Raw genomic sequence first — 19721 nt, 5'->3', positions numbered from 1 at the left:
CCCTCTTCCCTAGACAAGAAGAGATCATCAACCAAGGGCTGCACCCATGATCAACCAGGGCCACCACCCACAACCCCGACGTTAAAACCCAAGGGAACCTTCACGGAATCAGATTCCCTCATGGTTCCCTTCACCGCCTTTGACCCACTACCCCAGCTAGGGCCGACGGCGACGAAATGACGCCGCCACCATCAACACCCCGCAAAACACCGCCCCTCCGGCAATCACCCACCGAAAATCAAACGCAGGCAACCAACTTGCCCCATCCGACAGCACATAAGCCGACACCAGCAACGTGGCAATCCCGACGAACAACGTGATCCCGTCAACCCCCCGCCGCCTGGCCGGAGCAGTCTCGGATTCGTAATCAGCCACGTCGCACCTCCACCTTGCCCACGCCATTGCTCACGTGAAGCGTGATCTTCTGCCCACCAACGCCATCCGTGCCAGTGTCGGTCCCGTTGACGGCCCCCTGCCCGACCCCATTGGTAGTCCGCTTCAGACAGTCGACCTCCCCAGCCGTCGTCTCACAGCTGAACGTGACATCCGCAGTCTCCGGCACCGTGACGACAGTGTTCCCCGCCCCATTCGACACCGACGTCGTAATCGGAGCCGACAACGGCAACTGGGTCAGGTCGAGCTTCATCTGCCCGGCCGCATGCCGGTACTCCGGCTGCAGCTCGGCCACCGACCGCGGGGTGGCAGCGAGGTCGCCGACGCCGCCGCGTACGTCTAAGCGGTCGAACGTGCTCGTGGTGAGCACCATCCCGGCAATCGCCAGCGGGATCGCGAGCCCGATCAGCCCACGCGCACCGCGGACGAACGCCCCCGCCACCAGCCCGACGCCGAGTACCCCGAGCACCAGCCCGATGATGTGCCGGATGGAGAACCAGTCGACGTCGTTGAGGTTCAGCGCGACCCCGACCCCGGCCACGATCACGGCAACGCCGAGCGTCGCGGCCCCGATCTTCGACCGCTGCCGCGGCCGCCGTGGCTCGTCGTCGGGGGAGTTGTAGTTGTAGTCGCCGGACGGCGGAGGCGGCACCGGCGCGGCGCGGTCGGGCAGGTCCCAGCCCGCAGGGTCGGCAGCCAGCGGGTCCCAGCCCGGTGCCGCGGTCGCGGCGGTCGGGGTGTCGCTACTCATCGTGAAGGCTCCGATTCCGGATGCGGCCGGGGAGCTGCCCGGGTGGGCGAACGCCGGGGCCGGTCGGTTGTCCTGCCCGCGGCTGCGGTGCAGTAGGTAGAGGCAGGTGGCGAGCAGCGCGAAGCCGATGAGACCGCCGCCGTCGAACCAGCCGCCCCCGAACGTCCAGCCGATCACGGGGATCGTGACGATCGTCAGCATGGCCGCGAACGCCTTCGTCATGGTCGACCGCCCACGGCCGATCATCGACTCGAAGCCGGACACCTCGTCGCTCTCCCCAGGGAAGAACAGCCACGCAAGCAGGTAGAAGACGAGCCCGAACCCGCCGAACACCGTCGCGGCAAACAGCGCCACCCGGATCACCACCGGGTCGATCCCGTAGCGATCCCCCAGCCCGGCCGCAACCCCGGCAACCTTCCGCCCCGAGTGCGGCCGCCGGGGCCTGCTGGCCCAGAAGTCCTTGACGGTCTCCTCGAACCCGTTGAGGGGATTCCCCCGCGGAGACCGCGCCTCGTTCGCACCACTCATGTGCCACAGCATGCTGGACCTGGGGATGCCGCACATCGGGGAAGAGCCCTGAGTTGACCCCGGAGATCAGGCAGGGGGCAGCCTCGGCTCCAGCCCGACGGCAAACTCCTCAGCAGTCCGGCAGGCGGCTTGGGTATGTGGCGTCGAAGATGGCGCGGGAGTCAGGGCGGACGGCCATCACGATGCTGCACTGACCAGCCGAGCCAAGCGGCGCCGGTTGCTCGACGGAAGGCCGTCCGTTGATGTCGCCAGGGCGCGCTTCCCCGGCGGAAGGCTCGTCGTACCTACGACGCGTGCGCAGGGGCAGCGACGGTGGGCGAGGCTGCTTTGGCTTTTGCAGTGATCACTGGTCGGGCAGCTCCTTGCCGGCTAGGGAGCGACGTGCCATCGGATCCCGGCCCGTGACGTTGACGTCGAAGTCGGCGACTTGGCTTTCCTTCAGCCGCCTCCAACGCACTGATCCCCACCACCCCCGTGATCACCGGAGGTAGCCGGATCAGGGGCTTCCCCGATGTCCGAACCTCTTCGCCGTGTGACCATGGACCTCGTGCAGGACTTTCTCGACATCGGCGCACCCGGGCGGGCTCCCGGGACGGCGGAGGGGACCGCTGAGCTCGTGCCCGCCCGGGTGACTGACGTTGCCGAGCCCGAGCAGCGGCCGAAGATGTACCGGCGGCGGTCCGGGCGGGCGGTCGCGGGTGTTGCGAGCGGGCTTGCCGATCACCTGCGCGTTCCGGTGGTCTGGGTGCGTGTCACGTTTGCCCTGCTCGCCGCGCTCAACGGGGCCGGGCTGCTGGCGTACGGGCTGCTCTGGGTGTTCGTCCCGCAGCGGGCCGAGGAGCCTGCCTCCGAACCCAAGGCACGCGACCGCCAGCAGGCGTACGGCCTGATCGCTCTCGGGATCGGCCTCGCCATTGCCAGCAGCACGCTCACCGGCGTCATCCGTGGCTGGGTGGCCGTACCCATCGCGCTTGCGGCGCTCGGGGCGGCAGTCGTCTGGCGGGAGGCCGACGAAACTCAGCGGCGGCGCTGGCGGCTCGGTGCGCGTGACGGGCTGGTCGGCGGCGGCGGGCGTACGTCGGCGATCATCCGGATTCTCGCCGGAGTTGCGCTCGTCGCCACGGGTATCGGGTTCGTCGTGTTCGCCAGCGGCAGCTTCGACCAGGTCAAGTTCGCCCTGATCGCGGTGCTCGCGACGCTCGTCGGGGTCGCCGTGCTCACCATTCCGTTCTGGCTGCGGATGGTCCGCGACCTCGGCGACGAACGCCAAGCTCGCATCCGCACCGACGAGCGCGCCGAGATCGCCGCCCACCTGCACGACTCCGTACTGCAAACGCTTGCGCTCATCCAGCGCCAGGCCGACCAGCCGCACGAGGTCGCCCGGCTCGCGCGCGGCCAGGAGCGTGAGCTGCGCGGCTGGCTCTACGGCCCCGGCGGCTACGGCAAGCCGAGCGACAAGCGGACCAAGGAAGAGGAAGAAGGCGCCCGGCAGCAGCTGTCCGAGGCGCTCGCCGCGGTGTGCGGCGAGGTCGAGGACCAGTTCGCGATCTCCGTCGGCCAGGTCGTGGTCGGCGATACCGAGCTCTACCCGCCGCTCACCGCGCTCGTACAGGCCGCGCGCGAGGCGATCGTCAACGCGGCCAAACACGCTGGGGTCGACGAGGTCAGCGTGTTCGCCGAGGTCGAGCCCACCGAGATCACGGTGTTCATCCGCGACCGCGGCAAGGGCTTCGACCCGGCCGTCGTACCCGCTGATCGGCACGGCCTCGCCGATTCGATCCGCGGCCGGATGGAACGCCACGGCGGTACGGCCAAAGTGCGCACCGCGCCCGGCGAGGGGACCGAGGTCCAGCTCGCCATGCCGGTGAAAGCAGGCAAAGGGGTGGCGTGACCTCGCTATGCTCGGGGGGAGGCGAGCGAGGGAGTGCAGTCGTGACGGAAAGCCAGCGGGAGCCGGTCAAGGTCTTTCTCGTGGACGACCACGCGTTGTTCCGCGCGGGAGTGCGCACGGAGCTGGACTCGATCACCGACGAGGTCAAGGTGGTCGGCGAGGCCGGTTCGGTCGCCGACGCGGTCGCGGGCATCGCGCGCACGCGTCCGCAGGTGGTGCTGCTCGACGTGCACATGCCCGACGGCGGTGGCGCGGAGGTGCTCCGCCGGGTGCGTCCGGAGCTGCCGGACGTCGTGTTCCTCGCACTGTCGGTCTCCGACGCCGCCGAGGACGTGATCGCGGTGATCCGCGCCGGCGCGCGCGGGTACGTCACCAAGACGATCTCGTCGAAGGAGCTCGTCCGCGCGGTAGTCCGGGTCTCCGACGGCGATGCGGTGTTCTCCCCGCGGCTGGCCGGTTTCGTCCTCGACGCCTTCGCCGACCGCCCCGGTTCCGCGCCGATCAACGACCCGGAGCTCGACCTGCTCACCCCGCGTGAGCGTGACGTCCTCCGGCTCCTTGCCCGCGGTTACGCGTACAAGGAAATCGCGTCGGAGCTGTTCATCTCGGTGAAGACGGTGGAGACGCACGTGTCCAGCGTCCTGCGCAAGACCCAGCTGTCGAACCGCTACGAGCTGTCCCGCTGGGCCTCGGACCGCCGCCTGGTCTAGCTGTTCTGTCCAGGGAGGTTGCGATCGTGATCGGATGATCTTGGTCCGCCGCCAAGAACAACCCGCCCACGGCACAACACCTACCTCACGGCCGCAGCCGCCGGTTCCACTTTCACCGCCGCAGGTTTGCGCTGCAATCGGGTCAGTGCCACGCCCACGAGTACCACCGCCATGCCCGCGATCACGCGGAAGCTCAGCTGCTCGTGGAGGAAAACCGCGCCGAGCAGCACCGAAACCACCGGCAGCAGGTAGCCGACCACCGAAGCCGCGACCGCGCCCTCGCTGGCCAGGATCTGGTAGTTGAGCGCGAACGCGATCCCGGTGGAGCCGACGCCCAGCACCAGCACCGAGATCAGTGCGACCGGGCTCAGGTGCACCGGCGTCATCCCGCCGAACGGCATGGCCAGCACCAGAAAACCGGTGGCCAGCAGCATTTGCCCGGCTGCCAGCGCGTACGGCGAGGAGCCCGTTCCGGACAGGTACCGGCCTTCGTAGACGAAGGCGAACCCGTAGCTCGCCGCCGCGGCGAGGCAGGCCAGCGCGCCCCAGCTGAGCAGTCCGGTGGCTTGCCACGGCGCGAAGATCAGCAGAATCCCGGCGAGCCCGATCACCAGTCCGGCCACGCGCGTCGCCGTCATCCGGCTCGACGCGCCGAGGAACGGCGCCACCACGAGCACCCACAGCGGGGTGGTCGAGTTCAGCACCCCGGTGATCCCGGAGTCCACAGTGGTCTCCCCGATCGCGAAAAGCAGGAACGGCAAGGCATTGTGGAAGAACGCCGCGACGAGCAGGTGCCCCCAGGTCCGCCGTTCCGACGGCAGCCGGCGCCGGCCGAGCAGGCACAACGCCACCAGCACCACGGCGCCGAGCACCAGCCGCGCGAGCACGAGCTGGACCGGTGAAAAACTGTCCAGTGCCAGCTTGATCCAGAAGAAGCTCGAACCCCACATCAACGCGAGCGCCGCGATCCTCAGCAGCGTCTTCGTCTCGGTCACCCCAGGTGCCTCCTTAGCCTTCCCACGCAAGTTTCGTCGCGGCCAGACATAAGGACAAGCGAAAATAACTGCAGGGACACTTAAGCAAAGCTGTAGTATCGAGAGCATGCTCGATGTACGGCGCATGCAGGTGCTGCGCGCGGTGATCACGAGCGGGTCGATCACCGCGGCGGCCCGGAATCTCGGCTACACGCCGTCGGCGATCAGCCAGCAGCTCGCGGTGCTCGAACGCGAGGCGGGCACCTTGCTGCTGGAACGCGTCGGCCGCGGCGTCCGGCCGACCCCGGCGGGCACGCTGCTGTCCGAACACGCCGATGTGCTCAGCGCCGAGCTGGCGCGGGCCGAGGCCGCGCTCACCGAGCTCAAGGAGGGCCGGACCGGCAAGCTCGCGATCCGGTACTTCGCCACCGCGGGCGCCACGATGGTGCCGTATGCGGTGGCCGCGCTGCGCCGCGAACACCCCGGCGTCTGGCTCGATCTCAAGCTCATCGACCCCGGCGACCCGCTCACCGAGGTCGAGGAAGGCCGCGCCGACGTGGCGATCACCGTCTACCCACGCCCGGGTGAGCCGGGAAAGGGCATCGAGCTGGTACCGCTGCTGGACGACCCGTACCGCGCGGTGCTCCCGCGTACCCACCGGCTCGTCCGCAAACGCGTGCTCGACCTCGCCGACCTCGCCGACGAACCCTGGGTCGGCGTCGATCCGATCCCCGGCAGCTGCCGCGCGATCCTGGAGGGGGCCTGCTCGTCGGCCGGATTCCACCCGAACATCGTGGTCGAGTCCGAGGACTACCCGTCGGCGCAGGGTTTCATCGCCGCCGGGCTCGGCGTCGGGCTGGTTCCGGAGCTCGGGCTCGGCACGCCGCATCCGGGGGTCGTGGTGCGCCGGGTCCGGAATCCGCAGCCGAGCAGGCACATCCACGCCGCGGTGGCCGCCAGGGTGGCCGGCAGCCCGGCCGTGCTGACGTTCCTCGACGCCATGCAGGAGGCGACGGCGAACGTCGCCTGACCGTCACACGAAAAGCAGTTCCGACACACCGATCCCGATCAGCACCGCGCACAGGATTGCCGCCACGGCAAGGATGATCCGGCGTCGCGCGGCTGCCTTCTCGCGCACCGCCTGCGCGGCGGCGGCCTGCTGGGCAGGGGTCGGGACGAACCGCGCGGTCGGCTGCTGCATCGGCTGCGCAGGCATGGGAGCATGCGGGACCTGCTGGACCGGCAGCTGCATCAGCGGACCCGGCTGGTGCGGCGGCATCGGCTGCCCCTGCGGTACCGGCTGCATCGGCGGTATCTGCGGGCCCGGTTGCCCCGGTTGTCCCGGGAACTGGGACGGCACCGGCCGGGACGCAGGCACAGTCGGCATCGCGGGCGCGGTCGGCGGGATGAACGCGGTCTGCTCACGGCCTTCGGTGATGGCCTTCAGCGAGACCACGGTGTCGGCCATGGTGGGCCGGATCGTCGCGTCGGCGCGCAACATCTTCTGCAACGCGCCGGTGAGCGGACCGGCGTGCTCCGGCGGGCGCTCGGGGGATTGGCCGTCGTCACCGAACGGTGGGACGCCCTCGACCGCCGTGTACAGCGTCGCCCCCAGCGAGAACACGTCCGCCTCCGGCGAAGGTGGACCGCCTTGGGTGACCTCAGGCGCCCGGAACGCCGCGTGCGGGCCGCCGCCGGTGATACCGATGTCAGTGAGCTTGACGCTGCCGTCATCGGCGAGCAGCACGGTGCCCGGCTCGAGCGTGCGGTGCACGATGCCGGCGGCGTGGATTGCGGCCATCGCGTCGCCGAGCAAAATCCCCAGCGCCGCCGCCTGCTCCGGCGTGAGCCGCCCGTGCTCGGCCAGGAACACCGACATCCCGCGCGACGGGATGTACTCCATCACGAGCCAGACGTCGGCGCCGTCGGGCAGGACGTCGTACACCGTGATCGCGCTCGGGTGCTCGATCCGCGCTGCGGCCTTGCCCTCTTCCATCGCCATCGCGCGGGCCCGTTCGGCGCGCTCCGGCGGCAGGCCGACGGGCAGGTACATCCGCTTCACGGCGACGGTCCGGAACAGCCGCGTGTCGAATGCGAGCCACACGATGCCCGCGCGCCCGCGGCCGATCGGCTGGTCCAGCCGATACCGTCCGCCGACGATGCTGCCTTCTGAGCTCAATGCTGTCCTTGGATCATGGGCTAGGTGGAGAGCTCGACGAGGTTGGCTCCGACTTGGTCGTCGGTGGTGTGGATACCGTCTTGCTCGGCGGGCTCTCCTGCGTCTTCGTTGCCGGTGCCGTCGATTCTTCCTGAGCTGTGGTGTTTCGTCGCGACGAGTGGCGTGACGACGTCTCTCGCGGCGAGGTTTCCTGGGAAGACGTAACGGGGGCGCTGGTGGTTGCTTGCGTCGAGGGTGGTGTGACGGACGTCGGCACGACCGCCGACGACGTCGCCGGGGGAAGCGGCTGCGAGGCGTCCGGCGGATTGCCCGGGGTCAGCAGCCACACGCCCAGCGCGACCAGGCCGGCCACCACGACGCCGCCGATGATCGCGGGCTTCTTCCAGGCGCCGGGCTTCTCCTCGTCGTCCTCGGGGGACGTCTGGGCGTGCGACCGCGGGGGAGGCGGGGGCTCTTCGCCGTACGGGTCGTCGTCGAAGCCTTCGGGGACCGGTACCGCGCGCGTGGCGGCGAGGCCGTTGCGGCCCGGATCGCCGTACAGCGGCGGTTCCTGGTGGTACTGATCCTGCTCGTGCTGCGGGTAGCCGTAGCCGTCGTAATCGTTCTCCGGGTAGCCGGAGGCGGGCGGGTACGAATCGTCGTCGTAGTACGGCTGCTGCGTGGTGGCCGGTTCGTCGAGCAGCGTGCCGGAGTGGCCGGCGGGCAGGTCGTCGTCGGGGTGGAGCAGCCCGGCCGCGGCCGCCCCGCCCAGCCCGGCCGCCCCGCCCAGTGCAGCGGCGCCGAGCGTACCTGCGGACGGCGCCAGCATGGTGTCGCCGTCCGGACCGCCGAGCGGGGTTTCGCCGCGCGCGACCGCGGCCAGCAGCTCCTCGCATTCGTCGGCGGTGGGCCGGTGCTGGGTGTCCGGATGCAGGAGCACGGCGAGCACACTCGCCATCGGACCGGACTGGCGCGGCGGGTTGATCTGCCCCGCGGCCACGGCGTGCAGCAGGCTGAGCGTGTTCTCCGACAGGCCGAACGGCGGCTGGCCCTCGCAGGCGGCGTACAGCGTGGAGCCGAGCGAGAAGACGTCGGACTCCGGGCCGGGGTCACCACCGATGGCGACCTCGGGCGCGAGGTAAGCGGGCGTACCGGCGATCATCCCGGTCTTGGTGACCGTGACGTCGTCCTTCGCCCGCGAGATGCCGAAGTCGGTGATCTTCACGGTGCCGTTGCCGGCAAGGAGGATGTTGCCCGGCTTGATGTCGCGGTGCACGATGCCGACCGCGTGCGCCTCGCGCAGTGCCGCGGCGATCTGCGCGCCGATCCGGGCGACCTCCAGCGGCGGCAGAGTGCCCTTCTCCTGCAGCATCTGTGCCAGGCTGGTGGAGTCGAGGTACTCCATGATCAGGCAGGGCTGTCCGTTGTCGTCGGTGACGACGTCGAACACCGTGATCGCGTTCGGGTGGTGCAGCCGCGCGGCGATGCGGCCCTCGCGCATGGTGCGCTGCCGGGCGTCCTCCGCCTCGTGCTCCTCCAGGCCGGGCTGGAGGAGCAGCTGCTTGACGGCTACCGTGCGGCCGAGCACCTCGTCGTGGGCCCGCCAGACGGCCCCCATCGCGCCGGAACCGATTTTCCCGCCGATGCGGTACCGGCCGGCGACCAGACGACCCTCGTCGCTCACGCGACCTCCCTTTGGGGCTCCGACTTCCCAGGGCAGGACCTGTCCACCCCGAAAGTGTGACCACGGATCCGCCGCAGCACCGGAGCGTAGGCACCTGCCGTGGGTCGTGCGCCGGTTTTGCCGAGACAGACCCGGGACAAGGCTAGGCGCTCACTCTGTGCACATGCACGCGGCACAGTCCGATCTGTCGGGCGCGATCGGGTCTTCGCAGGTCAGGAGAACACTGCGGACAGCAGGCGGGCCTGGGAGATCACATCCTGCTCGACGACGTCGAACAACTGGGTGACCCGGACCAGGGTTCCGTCGGCCTGGTGGACGAGCGCGACGGCGAACACCGAACCGTCGTCCTGTACGTGCATTTCCTGCACGTCGATCGACTCGGCATCGCTCCACGCGCGGACCAGGTCCCCGGTCTCGCCCCGCGCGACGGTGGGGGTGAGCAGCGACAGCGCGTTGTCCGGATGGTGGTCGATCGAGGAGTAGAACTTGCGCACCGCGGCCAGCTTCACCGTGTCCGGCGCAGTCGAGGACTTCTTGCTGCTGGAGGACGACGGGGCGCTCGGTTGCGCCGACGAGGTGCCGGACGTGGTCTCCGGCGTGCTGGTACCGCCGCCGGACGGCGCCGAGGACAGCGAGCCCGACGACTTGGCCGGGGTGCTGTCGTGGTGCCCGGCCGTGGTGCCGCCGGACGTGTGCCCCTGCCGCGGCGGAGGAACGGCCTGACCGCCGAGCGCGGCCGCCCCGCTGAAACCGGCTGGCATGGTGTCCTCGGCGACCGGGACGGTGGGTCTCGGCCCGCCGCTGAGCAGCGACGCGGTGACGACGGCGCCGGCGACGAGCGCACCAGCCCCGACGAGCCCGGCCAGCTTCGCGCGGCGCGCCAGCTTGCCCTCGGGTTCGTCGGCGGGTACCTCGGCCCGTCCGGCGGACGCTCGGCGCGAGCGCGGTGGCAGGTACTTCTGCGGTTCGCGGAACACCTGCTCGAGGTACTGGCGGTCGGCTTCGGCCACGTCCTCGAGCAGCTCCGGCGGAATCACGTCCTCGACGCGGACCGCGTCGGGCTCACGCCGGGTTCGCTGCCGTTCAAGCACGAAAGTCCTCGCTCCGGGGTTCGGGGAAGGGCGCTGCGCGGTGGCGGCGTCCCGGGGGTGGCCCGGACGGCCGATTCGTGGTCGGCTCCGAGCCTCGTTGTCGCCAGGTAACCCTGTGCGGGCGGGCGGCCGCCAGACTTCGTCGCCGGAATGCCGCCGTCGTACGACGAACGGCAGCTTAGTCACCCACCCGGACGAGGAAACAACCGCTTACCGCACCGCACGTGCATCAGCATTTGCAGACACCCGCCAGGTCAGCGCCCGTCGTCGGTGATCTTGCCGTCGTCGTCGAAGGTGAGGGTGCGTTGCTCGGTGGTCTTGCTGCCGTCCTGGTGGGTCACCTCGAGCGTGTTGACCGTGGTCTCGTGCTCCGGGTCGATGGTGACCTTCTTGACCTCGAAGTACGCGACATCGGCGTACCGCTTGCGCAGGCCCTGCGAGCCCTCCTGCTTGAGCTCGCCGGACGTGATCGAGGAGGCCTCGGACGGGTCCGTGGTGACGTTGTTGAAGAACTTCTCCGAGTTGTCGCCCATCGTCTTGGGGTTCGATGCGGTGAAGTAGTTCGGGTCCTTGGTCTCCCGCGGGGCAGGCGTGACCGGCGGTTTCTCCGGCGCCCGGCTCGCCGACGGCGACCCGGTGGTGACCGGCGCCGACGAGCTGCCCCGGGTACCCGTACCGGACGCCGTCGTCTCGCCGGTGGAGCTGCGGCTTGCGCTCGCGGTGGGGTCGTTGCCCTGCGGATGTGTGCCGTTGTCCGAGGTCAGGCCGTTCGGGCTGGTGCTGGTGTCGCTGCGCTGGACGTTGCCGCCGCCGCGCTGCCCGTCGGGGATCAGCGCGCTGAGGTCCGGACCACCGCCGTTCTGCCGCCCCGGCCAGCCCCCGCCGACGGCGTCCGACGTGGTGGTGGGGCCGCCGACCAGGAACGTCCCGGCGAACAACAGTCCGACGACCACCGCCCCGGACGCGCCGGTCGCAAACCACGCCGCCTTCCGCCAGGTCTTCGGCGGCGTGACCGACGCGGGTACCGAGCCGAGGTCGAACTTGCCGAGCCCGTCCAGCAGCGGGGCGGCGTAGACGCGCACCTCGTCGTCCTGCTCGCGCTCGCACTCTCGCGGGGAGACGGGCGCCGTGCGAAGCGTGACCCGCTGGCGCCGCGGTGGTTCGTCGGGGTTCAGCTCGACGCGCTCCCGGCCGCCTTCGGGCGCGTCCTCCGCATGGGCGGCCAGCGTGGCGGTCGTGGTGGCGACGCGTTCTTGGCGAGTACGCCGAGCTTGCCCGGTCGGCTGGGGGAGGGCCTGCTCGGTCTGGTCGGGGTACGACGTGGGTCGCGTCTGCTCGGGGTGCGCTGGCGTGGATTGCGGCTGCTCGGGAGGCGCGAAGGCGCGGTGCTCGTCGGGGACCCGGCCTTGCGGAGGCGCAACGCGCGCCCGGTTCTCCGGACGGCGCCGCGGCTTGAAGTCCTCATCCAGCCGGGTGTGCTGTGGTTGCGGCAGGGCCAGCTCGTCCATCGGCAAAGTGCCACTTGCAGCAGGAAACACCGGCCGGGTCTCTGTTGCGCCGCGCGCCGCCCTTTCCCGGCGTGGGGCGACGAACCCGTCACGCCGGTCGTCACGCGGTGTCGAAACCTCTTCCCGGCGCGGGGCGACGAACCCGTCAAGCCGGTCGTCACGCGGTGCCGAAACCTCTTCCCGGCGTGGGGCGACGAACCCGTCAAACCCGCCGTCACGAGGAGTCGAAACCGCCTCCCGCCGCGGACTCACCACCTCCGTACGAGGTGCGGGCGTCTCGGCGACCGGTATGGCTCCGGTGCGGTGCCGGTGATGTCCGGCGGTACGCGGGGGTACGACCGGCGTCCAGGTCCCGTCGCCGCGGACGCGGTGCCTGCCGGGGACGGTGACCTCGGCGGCCGTGACCGCTCCGGGACGGTCAGCGTGTCGCGGACCGCCCATCGTGTTTCCCGTCATGCCCGTCCGACCCCTCCACGGTGTGGGCGTGACGGCGTCGCCGCACCGATCAACCCGAACGGAGCAGAAGAGCGAGCGGTGACACTTGCGTCCACACTTGCGAACTCCCGAGCATCTGCACGCGCATGCGGCGACAGACGCGCGGCGCCGCAGCTCCCGCGCGTCCTCCGGGCATGGCCCGGCACAGACGCCAGGGTCCTCACGAGCCCCACACTAGGAAACCGGCAAGCGAAAGTCTTCACCCATCCTGCAACTTGCACCGGTTTCACTCGGTCGGGCGCGCCCGAACGGGCGGCACGTCACGCTGTGCAGCGTGCGTCCCGCCGTTGTCCCAGTTCGCGAGGGGCTCAACCGCCGCTGCGGTACTTCGCCTGCGTGGACTGGAGGGCCTTCACCGACGTCGCGCCACTACCGACGGCGATGACGATGGCGAGGATGTCCAGCACGACGTTGCCCGAAGTGAGCAACCAGGCGAAGAGCGACGCCGCAGTGGCACCCCCGGCGAGCGCCCAGCGGCTGCGCACGTACTGCGCCACCGGCGCCCCGCCGGCCCGCTTGCCTGCCGCGTTGTTGAGCAGCGCCAGGTAGCCGACGTTCCCGAGGGACGCCAGCACGCTCGCGATCGCGATGATGACGGCGATGACGTTAATCATGTGTCCAGTCTGCCTGGTTTCGGATCGGCGCGGATCGGGGATGACCCGGAGACCGCGTCATCGGCCGAGCCTGCCCCGGCCGAGGTTCAGCAGCAGCATCGCGAGCTGGCGGCCTTCCGGACCCAGCTCGCGGTAGCGCGCGAGCACGTCCATCTCGCGGTTGTAGACGATTTTCGTGCCGCCGGCGGCCATCCGGGCCGCACCGATCGTCTTCGACACCTCGACCCGGCGTTTCACGAGCCGGAGGATCTCGGAGTCGAGCCAGTCGATTTCCTTGCGGAGCGCGGAGATGTCCTCCCCGGCGGTGGTGTCCTCGCCGGGCTGGCCGTCGGCGTTCTGCGTCTGCGCGTTCATCGGGACCTCTCTGAAGTCCGGACTCCCCGTGACCCCTGGGACGGCGAAAGCCCCGGGTCCAGTGGACTCCGGGGCTGCGGGTGATGGCGGGTGGGGCACTACGCGATCACGGGAGCCGGAGTCCGGGTCCCGTAAAAAAATCGCTCGCTGCGGTGCCACACGAGATCAGTATGGCACAGGCGCACCCGGCCGCCGCCGCAACGTTCGCACCCGCGCGTGCACCACCAGGCTCACGAACAGCCAGAACACGGGCATCGCGGGCCAGAAGAACAAGGCCCCGCCGATCGCCCATCGCACGATGAGCAAGGTCGCGATCACCACGACGATGCCGAGGTGGACCCGCAGCGCCGGATGTTCGCGCAGGGCCGCCCTGGTGAGCGGCCAGCCGCCGCGCGGGCGGTCCGGCGCGGGGCGGGGGAGGTCGGTGGTGAGCTTGCCGAGCTCGTCGGTGTAGCGGGTGGCGTACACCGTGCTCAGCCGCTCCTCGACCTCCTCGAGCGTGAGCCGCCCTTCGGAACCGGCGGCCTGGATGGTTTCGGCGACGCGTTCTCGGTCGCTGTCGGAAGCCCTCAACCGGGCGGGAATCTTGTCGTCCATACCGTTCGATGGTCCGCGCGGGGAAGGCCGCGCGCGTCGGGTGCGAGGCGACACTGTGGCGTACGTCGGAGAGCGCATCCGGGCGCGTGGCTGTTCGGGGTCTGTCGTACCCCAGGGGTAGCGTGGACAGACGATGGACACCCTCTTCGATCTCCCCGCAGACCAGCCCGCTCCCGCCCGCGGCGCCCGGCCGGGAACCGCAGACCTGCTCGAGGACCTCAACCCCGCCCAGCGCGAGGCGGTGACGCATGCCGGAGGTCCGCTGCTGGTCGTCGCGGGCGCCGGATCGGGCAAGACGCGCGTGCTCACGCGCCGGATCGCGTACCTGCTCGGGCAGCGGCGCGTGCATCCCGGCGAGATCATGGCGATCACGTTCACCAACAAAGCCGCCGCGGAGATGCGCGACCGCGTCTCGTCGCTGGTCGGCCGCCGCGCGAATGCGATGTGGGTGTCCACGTTCCACTCGATGTGCGTGCGCATCCTCCGCCGCGAGGCGAAGACGCTCGACATGTCGTCCAGCTTCTCCATTTACGACTCGGACGACACGAAGCGGCTCATCACGCTCGTGGCGCGAGACCTCGACATCGACCCGAAGAAGTACGCCGCGCGCCTGCTCGCGGTGCACATCTCGAACCTGAAGAACGAGCTGATCGACCCGGATGCCGCGGCGTCGAACGCGGCGAACGACCTGGAGCGGCGCGTCGCCGAGGTCTATGCCGAGTACCAGCGACGGCTCGCCGGGGCCAACGCGTTCGACTTCGACGACCTGATCATGCAGACGGTGTCGCTGCTGCAGGCGTTCCCGGACGTCGCGGAGTACTACCGGCGCCGGTTCCGGCATGTCCTGGTCGACGAGTACCAGGACACGAACCATGCGCAGTACACGCTGGTCCGCGAGCTGGCCGGGACGGAATCCGGGGCGGACACCGGTACCGAGCCCGCCGAGCTGTGCGTGGTCGGCGACGCGGACCAGTCGATCTACGCTTTCCGCGGCGCGACCATTCGCAACATCGAGGAATTCGAACGGGATTTCCCCAACGCGCACACGATTCTGCTGGAACAGAACTACCGCTCCACGCAGACGATCCTGTCCGCGGCCAACGCGGTGATCGCGCGCAACCCCAACCGGCGCGCGAAACGGCTGTGGACCGATTCGGGCGACGGCGAGAAGATCGTCGGCTACGTGTCGGACAACGACCACGACGAGGCCGCGTTCGTCGCGGGGGAGATCGATTCGCTGGCCGAGAGCGGTCAGGCGGACTACTCCGACATCGCGGTGTTCTACCGCACCAACAACCAGTCGCGGGTGTTCGAGGAAATCTTCATCCGGCTCGGCCTGCCGTACAAGGTCGTCGGCGGGGTGCGGTTCTACGAGCGGCGCGAGGTCCGCGACATGATCGCGTACCTGCGCGTGCTCGCGAACCCCGAGGACACGGTGAGCCTGCGCCGGATTCTCAACGTGCCCAAACGGGGGATCGGCGATCGGGCGGAGGCCGTGGTGGCCACGCACGCGGAACGGGAGCGGATTTCGTTCTGGGCCGCGCTTCGCGACGCGGTCGACGGCAAGGTCGCTTTGCTCAACCCGCGTTCGGCCAAGTCGATCACGGGATTCGTTGCGCTGCTTGACGAACTGGGCGAGATGGCGTCGTCCGGCACCGAGGTGCACGACCTGCTCGAGGCCGTGCTGGAGCGTACCGGCTACCGCGCTGAGCTGGAGGAATCGGACGATCCGCAGGACGCGTCGCGGGTCGAAAACCTCACCGAACTGGTCACGGTGGCGCGCGAGTTCGCGGAGTTCACCGCGGAGGTCACCAGCGACGAAAACGCAGAACTGGTCCTCGACGACGGGGTGCCGTCGCCCGGTTCGCTGCCGGCCTTCCTGGAGCGGGTTTCGCTGGTCGCAGACGCAGATTCGGTCCCGTCCCCGGACGGCGGCGAAGACGGCGACGGCGGCGCGGGCGTGGTCACGCTGATGACCGTGCACACCGCGAAGGGCCTGGAGTACCCGGTGGTGTTCTGCACCGGCTGGGAGGACGGCGTTTTCCCGCACATGCGCGCGCTGGGCGACCCGGCAGAGCTGGCCGAGGAACGGCGGCTGGCGTACGTGGCGATCACGCGGGCGCGCAAGCGGTTGTACGTGTCGCGGGCCCTCGTGCGGTCCGCGTGGGGGCAGCCGCAGATGAACCCGGCTTCACGGTTCCTCGACGAGCTGCCACCGGACCTGGTCGACTGGCGGCGTCTCGAACCGTCTTCGCCCGGGTTCGGCAATTTCGGTTCTTCGTCGGGTTCCTCGTCCGGCCCGCGCGCCGCCACCACGTGGGGTCGGCGGTCGTCGTCTTCTTCTACTTCGTCGTCTCCTTTTGGGAAGGGCTGGAAGGACACGGTGGCGCTGAAGCTGGACGTCGGCGACCGCGTCAGCCACGACAAGTACGGCCTCGGCACAGTGATCTCCTGCGACGGCGTAGGCCCCCGCGCCACGGCGACCATCGACTTCGGCGCGTCCGGGAAGGTACGCCTGATGCTGATCGGCAGTGTGCCGATGGTGAAGCTCTGACTGGGTTTTTTCCCTGGCCTGGCTTGGTTTTCTGTGGTGTTTCGCGGCGTGCCCCGGGACAGTTTTCACTGGACCGAGTGAACCGTCCGGCGGATCGCTGATTCCTGTCGGTCCGGCACGGTATACCTGAGGTTGTCGAACACAAGTTCGATGACGTGGTAGGGTATGTGGAGGGGAGCCGGGATGGACGCGGTCTTGTTTGGGGTGTTTGCCGCTGGGGTACAGGAATATCTACGGGGAGTGCTGGGAACAGCTGCAGTGGGGACCGCAGCACGCCCGGCACGAGCCGTGCCCGGGGAAGTGGCACGGCTGGCGGCCGCATGGCGTGCGCTGCTGAGACAGCACGCTTTGGGGCCGGATGGCAGATGCGTCGTCTGCAGCGGAACGTCGGGCGCCGACGGACGATGGTGGTCTTTCCCCCGACGCTCGCCATTCCGATGGCGACGAGGCACGGGTCTGTGCACGGTGTGGCAGGTCGCGGTGGCGTACTTCATCCGCCGAATGCCAGGTAGCGACCCGTAAACCCGGGTGCGACGTCCCGGTGTGGCTTACGCAGGCGTTGTCCGTGTGGCTTGCAGCTGTTGGCAGATTGCTCGGCGGAGACGTGCGGTTCCGGCAGTATTCCGGGAATCTGTCCCAGGGCACGTGCGCGGCGCCCGGCCGCGATGCGGTTGCCCAGTGGGGCGTTCGCGCGTTCGTCTGGCGGTGTTCCGGGGTTTGCCTGGCGGGACGTTCACTCGGTGTGCGCGGCCTGTCCGCGGAGTGCCCGGTGGGCGTTTGCACCGTGCTCAGCGGCGTTCTGCGGTCATCCGGTGGCAATGCTCGTCACGACATCCGGTCGCGATCCTGGGTTGTCCTCCGGATGGGCCGTTCGCGTGGCGTAGAGCGGCATTCGGGGATTGCCCGCCGAGGGTGGTCCGGTGGAGTCCGAGCGCGATGCGGGGGTCGCCCTTCGGCGAGGCCGTTCGTGAGGCATCTAGCCGAGACCGGGATTTCTGTCCGTGAGCCAGAAGCGCCATTCGGCAGCGCACCTATCCAACCGGTAATCCGGGGCTCCGTACGACAACGAATCGTCAGGCAGCCCGGTGATTATCCATGACCACCCCAGCCACGCCTCGATGCGACGGTTCCGCGGGCGCTCAGCGATTATCCATGACCAACCTGGCACTTCAAGCCGCGCGGAGCGCCTCAGAACTCAGGAGGAATCAGACGTCCACACCACGCTGAGCGAGCCACGGACGCGGGTCGATCTTCTTCGTCCCGTTCTGCCACACCTCGAAGTGCAGGTGCGGTCCGGTGCTTTCGCCGCGGTTGCCGATTTCCGCGATCTGCTGGCCGCACTTCACCTTCTGGCCTTCGCGGACGGAGAAGCTGTTCATGTGGCCGTACACCTGGATGGTGCCGTCGGCGAGCTGGACGCGTACCCAAAGTCCGAAACCGCTGGCCGGACCGGCGTCGATCACGGTGCCGTCGGAGGCGGCGTAGATGGGGGTGCCGATGGCGTTGGCGATGTCGATGCCCAGGTGGCTCGTGCCCCATCGGGCGCCGAAGCCCGAGGTGAAGGTGCCGTGGGCGGGAAGACAGGTCTTCGGGCGGGCGGCCTCTGCGGCAGCCTGACGCGCGGCTTCGGCTTCCGCCTGCACGCGGGCCTTGGTGAACTTGGCGCTGTCGGTCATCTTGGCGGCCTCGGCGGACGCGTCGACGACGTGGCCGGTCGGCAGCAGTTCGGGAGCTCCCCCGGAGCCCGCGCTGCCGAGGGTGAACGAGGCGCTCGCGTCCTGTGCGTTGGCGAGCGGCGTGACCGGGGTGTTCGAGTCCGGACCGCTGGTGGCCTTGATGGTCTGCCCGGCAGCGGCTGCGGCGAACGCGCCTGCTGCAACAGCGGCGACCACGACCCGCCCGCGAAGGGCGGAGGAGGGCGGAGCGATGCGGTGCTGACCCCGCACGCGAATGACCGCACCGTCCAGTGCGTCCTTCAGCGCCGGGGAAGGGGCTTGGCCGCCGGGGGAGCGGTGTGAAGCCAAGACAGGGCCTTCCATCGTCGGGGAGCCGGGCGGAAGCGAACTCGGGCGGGGGATCCCGTGAGCAAACCTCGGGGGTGGTTCGCTCAGCGTTTTGCTTCGTGACCTGACTGTAATGGGGACCGGGGGACAGTAACGAAGCGGCACCTCGATGAGCAAGGCGCCTCCCCGCTTTCGGCCGAACGAGTGGCCGTCGTGAAGCGCCTAGCTGTGGAAACTACCCAAAGTTAATCGAGAACTACTCCAAAAGCTGTGACTTTGCTTACATACGTTCGGATGGCCCAATGCGGAAACCGCACACATCCGGCCCGAGCCGACGAAATAAGCGGCCACCCCGACGCGTTGAATCACTTTCACGACCCATTTTGTGACCGCGGTCACTTGCATTGGGATTCGACACCACCAGCGACCACGCATGGCAGCCAACCTGAGGCGCATTGACCCGCCCAGCTCGGGCTTGGTGCTCACCCTGGAATCGCTTGGTGCGGGTCCCGCCCGCGCCAGTCAGCCCTCGCCGCCCAGACAATTGCCGACGACGCTCGGTCTTGCCCGCCACGCCTCGCCAAGCCTGAGCCGCTGCCTTCGGTCGAGCATGCACCGCCCGCTCCTGTCGAGCTGGGCTGCCTGCTCCGGCCGAGCCCGTGCCGCTCGCTCCTGTCGAGCTGGGCTGCCTGCTCCGGCCGAGCCCGTGCCGCTCGCTCCTGTCGAGCCGGACTGCCTGCTCCGGCCGAGCCCGTGCCGCTCGCTCCTGTCGAGCCGGACTGCCTGCTCCTGCCGAGCCCGTGCCGCCGACTCCGGTCGAGCCAGGCTCTCACGCTGGTCGAGCCGGGGCCGCCGAACCCGGTCAAGCCTGTGCTGCCCGCCCCAGCCGAGCCGAGTCGGGCCGCCAACTCCGGCCGAACCCGTATCGCTCACTCCCCCGGAGCCCGTGCCGCCGACTCTGGCCGAGCCGGGCCGACCTCCCCGGCCAAGTGATTGCCGACCACCCCCGGTCGACCTGTGCAGCTCACCTCCCCGGGCCGCTGCTCCCCGCAGCACCCGGGTTCAGCTCCGGCAAGCCGTCCCCACTGCCTGCCGGACCTTGCCGCGGCTTCCTCTGCGGCCTGGTCGAGCACCTGCCCCGACAGGTGTTCCACCTCGTTCCACCGTCCCCACGGTGGGTCCCCGTACTTCGTCGCGTGGTGGAGGGACGCCCCGAACGTCCGGCCATTACGCGACTTCCCCGATTTCCCTCCGACCTCTCCCGTCTCGGCCCTTCCGCCATCGAGACTCCCGGCCTACGACCCTCTTACGCGGTTCCCGGAAATTTGTTCTTCACACCCGTCAGACGCGCAGGAACACCCCTAGGTTCATTTCCCGCCAAATTCACCGAGAAGAACGTTCCGGCCAGGCCGGGGA

General features: G+C 69.6%; 15 protein-coding genes. 4 read left to right on the top strand and 11 right to left on the bottom strand.

From position 1 onward, the window contains the following. Window positions 1–156: 156 nt before the first annotated feature. Both OO71_RS52710 and OO71_RS39760 read right to left on the bottom strand, forming a co-directional pair. Window positions 157–402, bottom strand: coding sequence for a hypothetical protein (locus OO71_RS52710; RefSeq protein WP_084145602.1), 246 nt, complete (start codon window positions 400–402; stop codon window positions 157–159). Next, window positions 368–1672, bottom strand: a complete 1305-nt coding sequence (locus tag OO71_RS39760) for a PspC domain-containing protein (protein WP_084145606.1) — start codon at window positions 1670–1672, stop codon at window positions 368–370. Before OO71_RS39760 ends, OO71_RS52710 begins: the two co-directional genes overlap by 35 nt. A 511-nt stretch (window positions 1673–2183) precedes the next feature. Between OO71_RS39760 and OO71_RS39755 the strand changes: the two genes are divergently transcribed. Next, a complete protein-coding gene (locus OO71_RS39755) occupies window positions 2184–3563 on the top strand; it encodes an ATP-binding protein (protein WP_425388741.1) in 1380 nt (459 codons plus the stop codon). Between the two features lie 41 nt (window positions 3564–3604). After that, a complete protein-coding gene (locus tag OO71_RS39750) occupies window positions 3605–4273 on the top strand; it encodes a response regulator (RefSeq protein ID WP_033295214.1) in 669 nt (222 codons plus the stop codon). An 80-nt stretch (window positions 4274–4353) separates the two neighbouring features. Here OO71_RS39750 and OO71_RS39745 read toward each other — a convergent pair whose 3' ends face one another. Next, window positions 4354–5268: a DMT family transporter gene (locus OO71_RS39745; RefSeq protein WP_033295213.1), complete on the bottom strand. Its 915-nt coding sequence runs from the start codon at window positions 5266–5268 to the stop codon at window positions 4354–4356. A 106-nt stretch (window positions 5269–5374) separates the two neighbouring features. Here OO71_RS39745 and OO71_RS39740 point away from each other — a divergent pair, with 106 nt between their 5' ends. Continuing rightward, window positions 5375–6277 carry a LysR family transcriptional regulator gene (locus OO71_RS39740; RefSeq protein ID WP_033295212.1) on the top strand — a complete coding sequence of 301 codons (903 nt, stop codon included), beginning with the start codon at window positions 5375–5377 and terminating at the stop codon, window positions 6275–6277. A 3-nt stretch (window positions 6278–6280) separates the two neighbouring features. Here OO71_RS39740 and OO71_RS39735 read toward each other — a convergent pair whose 3' ends face one another. The 7 genes from OO71_RS39735 to OO71_RS39705 form a co-directional block, all read right to left on the bottom strand. Then, a complete protein-coding gene (locus tag OO71_RS39735) occupies window positions 6281–7426 on the bottom strand; it encodes a serine/threonine-protein kinase (protein WP_033295211.1) in 1146 nt (381 codons plus the stop codon). Between the two features lie 13 nt (window positions 7427–7439). Beyond that, the gene (locus OO71_RS39730) at window positions 7440–9089 is read right to left on the bottom strand and encodes a serine/threonine-protein kinase (RefSeq protein WP_033295210.1); all 1650 of its coding nucleotides are present in this window, start codon (window positions 9087–9089) and stop codon (window positions 7440–7442) included. 212 nt (window positions 9090–9301) lie between these two features. After that, window positions 9302–10180, bottom strand: a complete 879-nt coding sequence (locus OO71_RS39725) for a hypothetical protein (RefSeq protein WP_033295209.1) — start codon at window positions 10178–10180, stop codon at window positions 9302–9304. A gap of 254 nt (window positions 10181–10434) precedes the next feature. Then, entirely contained in the window at window positions 10435–12144 is a 1710-nt protein-coding gene (locus tag OO71_RS39720; protein ID WP_245633930.1) for a pilus assembly protein, read from the bottom strand. A gap of 347 nt (window positions 12145–12491) precedes the next feature. Continuing rightward, window positions 12492–12797 (bottom strand): hypothetical protein, encoded by a 306-nt coding sequence (locus OO71_RS39715; RefSeq protein WP_033295207.1) that lies wholly within the window; start codon window positions 12795–12797, stop codon window positions 12492–12494. A gap of 57 nt (window positions 12798–12854) precedes the next feature. Beyond that, complete coding sequence (locus tag OO71_RS39710; protein WP_033295206.1) at window positions 12855–13151, bottom strand: chorismate mutase; 297 nt, start codon at window positions 13149–13151, stop codon at window positions 12855–12857. Between the two features lie 165 nt (window positions 13152–13316). After that, window positions 13317–13748 (bottom strand): DUF1707 SHOCT-like domain-containing protein, encoded by a 432-nt coding sequence (locus tag OO71_RS39705; protein ID WP_033295205.1) that lies wholly within the window; start codon window positions 13746–13748, stop codon window positions 13317–13319. Between the two features lie 133 nt (window positions 13749–13881). Between OO71_RS39705 and pcrA the strand changes: the two genes are divergently transcribed. Beyond that, window positions 13882–16302, top strand: a complete 2421-nt coding sequence (gene pcrA / locus OO71_RS39700; RefSeq protein ID WP_033295204.1) for a DNA helicase PcrA — start codon at window positions 13882–13884, stop codon at window positions 16300–16302. Window positions 16303–17507: 1205 nt separating this feature from the next. On the opposite strand, the gene OO71_RS39695 is transcribed toward pcrA, so the two are convergent. Continuing rightward, window positions 17508–18194, bottom strand: a complete 687-nt coding sequence (locus OO71_RS39695) for a M23 family metallopeptidase (RefSeq protein ID WP_033295227.1) — start codon at window positions 18192–18194, stop codon at window positions 17508–17510. Window positions 18195–19721 lie beyond the last annotated feature (1527 nt).

The organism is Amycolatopsis jejuensis, assembly GCF_000717335.1.
Lineage (GTDB): Bacteria > Actinomycetota > Actinomycetes > Mycobacteriales > Pseudonocardiaceae > Amycolatopsis > Amycolatopsis jejuensis.
Note: the sequence above shows the minus strand (reverse complement) of the source record. Positions and strands in the feature narration are given on the sequence as shown.

Excerpts from the sequence above, each read along its gene's own strand:
- OO71_RS39720 (WP_245633930.1), bottom strand. The coding sequence starts at position 12,144 with ATGACGGGAAACACGATGGGCGGTCCGCGACACGCTGACCGTCCCGGA.
- OO71_RS39760 (WP_084145606.1), bottom strand. The coding sequence starts at position 1,672 with ATGAGTGGTGCGAACGAGGCGCGGTCTCCGCGGGGGAATCCCCTCAAC.
- OO71_RS39755 (WP_425388741.1), top strand. The coding sequence starts at position 2,184 with ATGTCCGAACCTCTTCGCCGTGTGACCATGGACCTCGTGCAGGACTTT.
- OO71_RS39715 (WP_033295207.1), bottom strand. The coding sequence starts at position 12,797 with ATGATTAACGTCATCGCCGTCATCATCGCGATCGCGAGCGTGCTGGCG.
- OO71_RS39705 (WP_033295205.1), bottom strand. The coding sequence starts at position 13,748 with ATGGACGACAAGATTCCCGCCCGGTTGAGGGCTTCCGACAGCGACCGA.
- OO71_RS39740 (WP_033295212.1), top strand. The coding sequence starts at position 5,375 with ATGCTCGATGTACGGCGCATGCAGGTGCTGCGCGCGGTGATCACGAGC.
- pcrA (WP_033295204.1), top strand. The coding sequence starts at position 13,882 with ATGGACACCCTCTTCGATCTCCCCGCAGACCAGCCCGCTCCCGCCCGC.
- OO71_RS52710 (WP_084145602.1), bottom strand. The coding sequence starts at position 402 with ATGGCGTGGGCAAGGTGGAGGTGCGACGTGGCTGATTACGAATCCGAG.
- OO71_RS39710 (WP_033295206.1), bottom strand. The coding sequence starts at position 13,151 with ATGAACGCGCAGACGCAGAACGCCGACGGCCAGCCCGGCGAGGACACC.